Raw genomic sequence first — 6,871 nt, 5'->3', positions numbered from 1 at the left:
TCTCTCCTCAGCAGTCCGTATTCCTTCAACAACCCCTTCAGGTATCTGCTGTTCGCGTCTGAAAGCGGGCACAACGGCAATCTGAATTCCTTCTCGATCATACCCATATAATAGAGGGCCTCCTTGACCGGGATCGGGTTGGTCTCGATGAACATCCCCTGGAAAAGCGGCATAAGTCTTGTGTGCAGGTCTCTCGCCTTCTTTATATCCTCTTCTTCCGCAAATGCCCTGTAAAGTTCTTTCAATTCCTTCGGCATGATGTTCGAGATAACCGATATGACACCAACCGCGCCGACGCTCATCATCGGCAGGAAGATATTATCATCACCGGAGAATATCGTGAATCTCCCTCCGGTCAACCTGTATATCTCGGAGACCTGGACAAGGGATCCCGAAGCCTCCTTGATGCCGACAATATTAGGGATCTCGGCGACCCTTTTAATCGTCTCGGGGGCCATGTTGATGCCCGTCCTGCCGGGTATGTTGTAAAGTACGAGCGGTATATCCACTGCTTCGGCGATCTCTTTGTAATGCCGGTAAAGGCCTTCCTGTGTGGGCTTGTTGTAGTAAGGTGTCGTGAGAAGGCATGCGTCGGCTCCGAGCCTTTTGGCGCTTTCCGTCAGTTCTATCGCTTCTTTCGTGCTGTTAGAGCCTGTTCCTGCAATGACAGGTACCGAACCCCCGGCATACTTCACCGTCAATTCGATCACCCTCTCATGTTCTTCATAAGAAAGCGTAGGCGCCTCTCCTGTCGTCCCGCAGGGTACAAGACCATCGACATCCCCTTGCAGCTGGAACCCGATAAGGTCTTTCAATGCATCTTCATCAACCTTTCCGTTTTTGAAAGGTGTCACCAGGGCAGTGAAAACACCCGCTAAGTCCATATTCACTCCTTCCTGTTAAATCGGTCTTCAGCGATCAGCTTAACCTAAATGCTGTCTGCCGAAGACTGTAATCACATCAATGCCTCTTCGTGCAGCTTTCCAACGTATATGATCTTTGTGTCACCTTCGAGATAGACCTCTTCGTTTATGTAAATCTTCAGGACCTCTCCGCCCCGCGTATGGACATTGACCGGGCTCTCCACCTGGGACTTGCTGGTAAGGATAACCACGGAGGCGACTGCGCCTGTCCCGCATGCGTAGGTTTCTCCTTCAACGCCTCTCTCATAGGTCCTCAGCTTTACGTTTTCCCTGTCGATAATCTCAACAAAATTCACGTTCGTCCCCTTTTTGCCGAACATCTTATGGTATCGTATTGAGCTCCCCAGTTCATTTACCGAGATGTAATCAATATCCTTCACCACGAGGACGGCGTGGGGCACCCCTGTATCGACGCTGTTGATGAAGATCTCTTTGTCCTCAAGCTTGACCGGGTAATCGAGCTTCAGATCCCTGGGGGTGGTGAGCTGGAGCTTCACCTTCGCGCCCCTGACCTCTGCCTTGATGATGCCGGCCATTGTCTCAAATGCCATCTTCTCTGCTGCGATGCCTTTCATATTGGCAAAACGGGCGGCGCACCTTCCGCCATTGCCGCACATCTCCGCCTCTGAGCCGTCGGCATTAAAAAACCTCCAGCTGAAATTATTATTTTCCCTTGCGGCTTCGATCAATATGACACCGTCGGCGCCGACCGAATGGTGCTGCCTGCTTATCTTTTTTATAAACTCTGTAATGTTCCTGAATCTCTTGTATACCTTGCCGTCACGGTTATCGATGAGAATAAAGTCATTGCCGCTGGCGCTCATTTTGTAAAATTCTAATTCAGCCACTGATTCATACCTCCAGAAAGTGTGGTACAGACTCACCCCTCATCAAATCCCTGAGGGTCTCTCTCTTCCTTATAACATAGAATTCCCTGTCCTTTACAAGTACTTCGGCAACCCGTCTCCTGGCATTATAGTTCGAAGACATGGAAAAACCGTATGCACCGGCACCGAGAATAGCAAGGAGGCCTCCGGTTTTGATGGGTGCTATTGAACGGTCTTTCGCAAAAAAATCACCTGACTCACAAACAGGACCGACAACATCTACCTTCACGGCATCGCCTTTTTCTTCTTTCACAGGCACTATCTCATGGTACGCGCCATAGAAGGCGGGCCTCACAAGGTCGTTCATAGCTCCATCGACGATGTAGAAGGTCTTTCCCGGTATCTTCTTGATATACAGGAGTTTTGTGACGAAGACCCCGCTGTTCCCTACAAGCACCCTGCCGGGCTCAAGTATGAGCATAAGCCCCATCCCTTCCAGTTCCCTCTCCATCACGCCGGCATACTCTTCGGGGTGTGGCGGCAGCTCATCCTTGTAGGTTATTCCCAGCCCTCCGCCGATATCGACCATCCGGACCAATATGCCGTCCTCTTTCAGTTGCCGGATCATTGACTTCAAAGACCGCACCGCATCAACAAAGGGTGAAAGCTTAAGTATCTGGGAACCTATATGGGACGATATGCCTACCGGAACAAGGAACCGCTCCTTTTTCATCTCCCTGTAAAGCCTGCGGGCATCTTTCCACAGCACGCCGAATTTGTTCTTCTTCAGTCCTGTCGTTATGTACGGATGGGTCCTGGGGTCAATCTCGGGGTTCACCCGTATTGATACGGGTACGTCTTTTTTCAGGGTCCGCGCCAATCGCGAGACAGTCTGCAACTCTCCCTCAGACTCGATATTGACCATGAGGATACCGGCCTTGATTGCGGATCGCAGTTCCTCCTCCGTCTTGCCTGCACCGGAAAATACTATCCTGTTCGCCGGAATCCCGGCACGAAGGGCCTTGTAGAGCTCTCCTCCGGAGACGATATCGGCGCCGCCGCCGAACCTTGCCGTCATCGTCAGGATTGCACTGCTCGCGTTTGCCTTACAGGAATAGCACGTAATATGGGGTATCTTCTTAAACGCATCGTTAAAAACACGGAAATGTCTCTCAAAAGTCCGGTAACTATATACGTAGAAGGGTGTACCGACGGCACCGGCGATCTCTGCCACGGGTACCTTTTCACAGTACAGTTGGCCTTTTTTATGTTTAAAGAAATGCATAATCCTAATTCTTGCTCCTTTTATTCAGCCCTATCCCCTGCATTCTGTCTCCTGGCTTCTGAATCCTTGTTATTCTCTCAGGATCACCACCAATTCCCTTGATTGTCCGCTTTCGTTGCCCGACGTATCGACGGACGTTACATAGTACGAAACATATCGCAGATCAGGCACCACCGCGTCGATAAACGAAGTGTCCTTCGCAAGCTCCGTGTTTAATCTTTTTGCTGTCCCCGTGCCGATCCTGTATACGTTATATCCGGCAAGGTCCTTGTCGGGAGACTCCTTCCAGGTTATCACAACCGTGTTGCCTTTTCGTTCTGCCTTCATGTCAAGGGGCACTGCAGGTGGTGTTTTGTCCTTTGGCACAACATCCAGCTTGACCCCCTCACCCTCCCACTGCACTCCGCCTTGTACCCTGACCTTCCGTACTTCATAGAGGTACCTTTTCCCGTTCTCCAGTCCCGAATCAGCATAGAGAGAAACTGCAAGGGGATTTTTGTTCAGGGGGAAAAGAGGGTATGCGCCGTTTTCGTAGCGATATACATTATAGAGAAAGCCTTTCTCCCTTGACCAGGAGAACTCTACCCTCCCGTCATCTTCTTTCGCGGAGACGTTCCTCGGCAAGTCAGGTGGTGTTTCCCATTTGATCGTGAAGACATTCGATGCGTCCCCGAGGGTACCCCGTTTTGTATATGGATGCACCTTATAGGAATACTGCAATCCGTTCGTAAGATCCTCGTCATATATATAGATCCTGTTGTTGTACAGGGCATACCCTTTGTTCTCATCAAGGCGTATATCTTTGAAAGGTTCGAATGTTCCCGCAATGCAGGAGCCGCAGGTTTTCAATACCCTGAAGCCACCGAGATCTTTCGCTTCCGCAGTATCCGTGTTGAGCACCGGGTTTGAGAAAGAGAGAAAAAGGACCCCATCTTTCACTGCCCCCGAGAGGTCGTTGATCCCTTTAGGCACAGGCAGTTCCCTGGGCATTGGGTCACCTTTCTTACCGCATGCGGAGATAACGACCAGCAGGATGACACTAACGATTACAATATATTTTTTCAGCATTGATCTGTCTCTCTACTTCCTTAAAAGAAGCTGCCCCCTCTGTTTTCCTGTTTGTCAGAATGGTCTGCGGGTCGATACAGGCAAAAACATCCTTTTCAAAGAGCGGCGAGTACCTTTTCAGCATGCCGACCGTCAGGTTTTTGAATGTCTTCCCCTTCTCCTCGCAATCCCTCACAAGCCTCCCCACAACGCCGTGTGCCTCTCTGAACGGGACACCCCTGAGCGTCAGATACTCTGCCATCTCAACGGCAGGCATGAAGCTTTCGCTCACCGCGCGCTCCATCCGCTTCCTGTCGATCTTCACCCCGGCTATACAGAGTACCATTACAGCGAGGGCATCTTTCGCTGTCTCCGTTGCATGGAACAAGGGCTCTTTATCCTCCTGGAGGTCCCTGTTATACGTCATCGGTAAACCCTTCAGAATCGCAAAGATGCTGAACAGGTCGCCGATAACCCGGGAGGTTTTGCCGCGGATCAGCTCCAGTGCATCGGGGTTTTTCTTGTGCGGCATCAAACTGCTTCCCGTACAGAGCGCGTCCGGTAACACTACAAATGCAACCTCATTGGACGAGAAGATGATAAGGTCCTCCGATAACCTGCTCAGGTGCATCATGATCATGGCGACCCCGTAGATCGCATCAACGACAAAATCCCTGTCGGAGACAGAGTCCATGCTGTTCTCCGAAACCCTTGCAAAGCCGAGCTTCTTCCTGACAAACTCCCTGTCGAGAGGCATCGTGGAACCTGCAAGGGCGCCGCTCCCCAATGGCATGACATTAATCCCTTGCAGAATGTTTTGCATCCGTTCCCGGTCCCTCTTGAACATATAGTAATATGCCATGAGATAATGCGAGAAGGTCACTACCTGCGCCCTCTGCATGTGGGTATAACCCGGCATGATCGCCGTTTTCTCTTTTTCTGCCTTTTGAACAAGGTTCTTAAGGAGCGCCACGAGGTTTCCCTCAATGTCCTTCAACCGGTCCTTCAGGTACATCCTCATGTCAAGCGAGACCTGATCGTTCCTGCTCCGGCCCGTATGGAGTTTTTTCCCCGCATCGCCCGTCTTCTCTATAAGACGCGCCTCTATGTGCATATGGATATCTTCGAGGCCATCGGAGAATGTGAATATGCCCATCTCTATCTCTTTCTGTATCTCACCAAGGGCAGTCACAATATCTTTCACCTCTTTTTTGCTCAGGACGCCGATCTTCCGGAGCATCTCCGCATGAGCCTTGCTCCCCTCGATATCATACCGGTAGAGCGCCCAGTCAAAATCGATGGACGCGCTGAACCTCTCAAGGAGAGGGTCTGTCTTCCCTTTAAACCTGCCGCCCCATGGTTTCATAGTCGCTCACCGAATATTGCGGTGCCTATACGCACCATCGTTGCACCTTCTTCAATAGCCACCTCAAAATCCGAAGACATCCCCATCGAAAGCTCTCTCATCGTCAGTCCGAATTCGTCATTCATCTTCTTCAGGGTCTCCCGTAACCGTGCAAAGACCCACCGTATCTCTTCGGGGTTATCAACAAAGGGCGCCATGGTCATCAACCCGATAGGTTTCACATACGTTAATGTCTTCGTTTTCTCAAGCATCCTCCGCACGCCATCCACCCCTGTGCCGTGCTTTGAGTCCTCTCCGGCAACATTAACCTCGAAGAGCACGTCTATCGGTTTTCCATATCGTTCAAGTCCCTCAAGGATATCCCACCTGTCGATCGAATGTACGCAGTCAAAAAGTTTCGGGATATATTTCATCTTATTGGACTGAATATGCCCGATCATATGCCAGGATACATCCCCGGCGATCTCTTCGATCTTTTTTTGTGCCTCCTGGATATAATTTTCACCAAAATCACGGAGACCACATTCAATGGCAGCTTCAATCTTCTCTGTACCAACCCTTTTCGTAACCCCTATTAATCGTACTTCTTCAGATGACCGTCCGGCGCGGCGACAGGCATCTGTTATGCGTTCTTTCACTGCGTAAAGAGACTCTTTAATGCTGCTCATAATCAACCGGTCAACTCAGCGAAGAGATTATCTTCGTACAATGTTCAATTTCTATTCTATAAACCCAGAACCTTCAACTCCGAACTGCATTAAGGTCATGAGAGGATGCCCAGAGAGAGGAGGGCTTCGGCGATCTCGCAGATCGGGAGACCCACAACGTTTGTGTACGAGCCTTTTATCTCTTTCACCATGTACCCGCCCCTGCCCTGCACCGCATACGAACCGGCCTTATCAAGCGGCTCCGATGTCTTGATATATCGTTTAATCTCCTCGTCATAGAGGTCTCTTACAAATACCTTCGTCTCCACTGCGTCGCGGTAGGTAATATTTTTCGAAAGGTTGAGGACGCAAAAACCCGTTATGACCTTATGCCATTTTCCACTCAGGGTTTTCAGCATATTGAAGGCCTCTTTCTCGTTCATTGGCTTACCGAGTATCTTGTTCTTGTAAACAACAACGGTATCGGCCGCAATGACCCACTTGTCCGGGAAATGACTCCCTACCTTATGTGCCTTTTCATGGGAAACCCTCAGGACATATTCCTTCGGAGGCTCATCCTTTTTTCTCGACTCATCGATATCGGGCGGTATGATGGCAAAAGACACGCCCAGTGTCCGCAGGATGTCCACCCTCCGCGTTGACTCGCTCGCCAGAATTATCGAATCCCCTTCCTTTATATGAAACATCATTATCCCTATCCTTAATATTGTAGCATAGAAAATTATCCGATATGCCAAACAATTTCAAGTTAAATA

The 6,871-nt window shown here is 50.1% G+C and carries 7 protein-coding genes; all 7 read right to left on the bottom strand.

The window, feature by feature from the left end:
- Window positions 1–884, bottom strand: an 884-nt coding sequence (gene dapA / locus PHU49_07180; GenBank protein MDD5243785.1) for a 4-hydroxy-tetrahydrodipicolinate synthase, incomplete at its 3' end; no start/stop codon positions are given.
- Between the two features lie 71 nt (window positions 885–955).
- Window positions 956–1,771: a diaminopimelate epimerase gene (gene dapF, locus PHU49_07175; GenBank protein ID MDD5243784.1), complete on the bottom strand. Its 816-nt coding sequence runs from the start codon at window positions 1,769–1,771 to the stop codon at window positions 956–958.
- 4 nt (window positions 1,772–1,775) lie between these two features.
- Window positions 1,776–3,035: a diaminopimelate decarboxylase gene (gene lysA / locus PHU49_07170; protein ID MDD5243783.1), complete on the bottom strand. Its 1,260-nt coding sequence runs from the start codon at window positions 3,033–3,035 to the stop codon at window positions 1,776–1,778.
- A gap of 69 nt (window positions 3,036–3,104) precedes the next feature.
- Window positions 3,105–4,103 (bottom strand): hypothetical protein, encoded by a 999-nt coding sequence (locus PHU49_07165; GenBank protein MDD5243782.1) that lies wholly within the window; start codon window positions 4,101–4,103, stop codon window positions 3,105–3,107.
- Window positions 4,075–5,448, bottom strand: coding sequence for an argininosuccinate lyase (argH, locus tag PHU49_07160; GenBank protein ID MDD5243781.1), 1,374 nt, complete (start codon window positions 5,446–5,448; stop codon window positions 4,075–4,077). Before argH ends, PHU49_07165 begins: the two co-directional genes overlap by 29 nt.
- Entirely contained in the window at window positions 5,445–6,116 is a 672-nt protein-coding gene (locus tag PHU49_07155) for a YggS family pyridoxal phosphate-dependent enzyme (protein ID MDD5243780.1), read from the bottom strand. Before PHU49_07155 ends, argH begins: the two co-directional genes overlap by 4 nt.
- A 95-nt stretch (window positions 6,117–6,211) precedes the next feature.
- On the bottom strand, window positions 6,212–6,805 hold the full coding sequence (locus PHU49_07150; protein MDD5243779.1) for a Maf family protein: 594 nt from the start codon (window positions 6,803–6,805) through the stop codon (window positions 6,212–6,214).
- Window positions 6,806–6,871 lie beyond the last annotated feature (66 nt).

This window comes from Syntrophorhabdaceae bacterium (assembly GCA_028713955.1).
In the GTDB taxonomy this organism is placed as follows: domain Bacteria; phylum Desulfobacterota; class Syntrophorhabdia; order Syntrophorhabdales; family Syntrophorhabdaceae; genus UBA5609.
The sequence above is the reverse complement of the archived record's forward strand: the minus strand, read 5'-3'. Positions and strand labels throughout refer to the sequence as shown.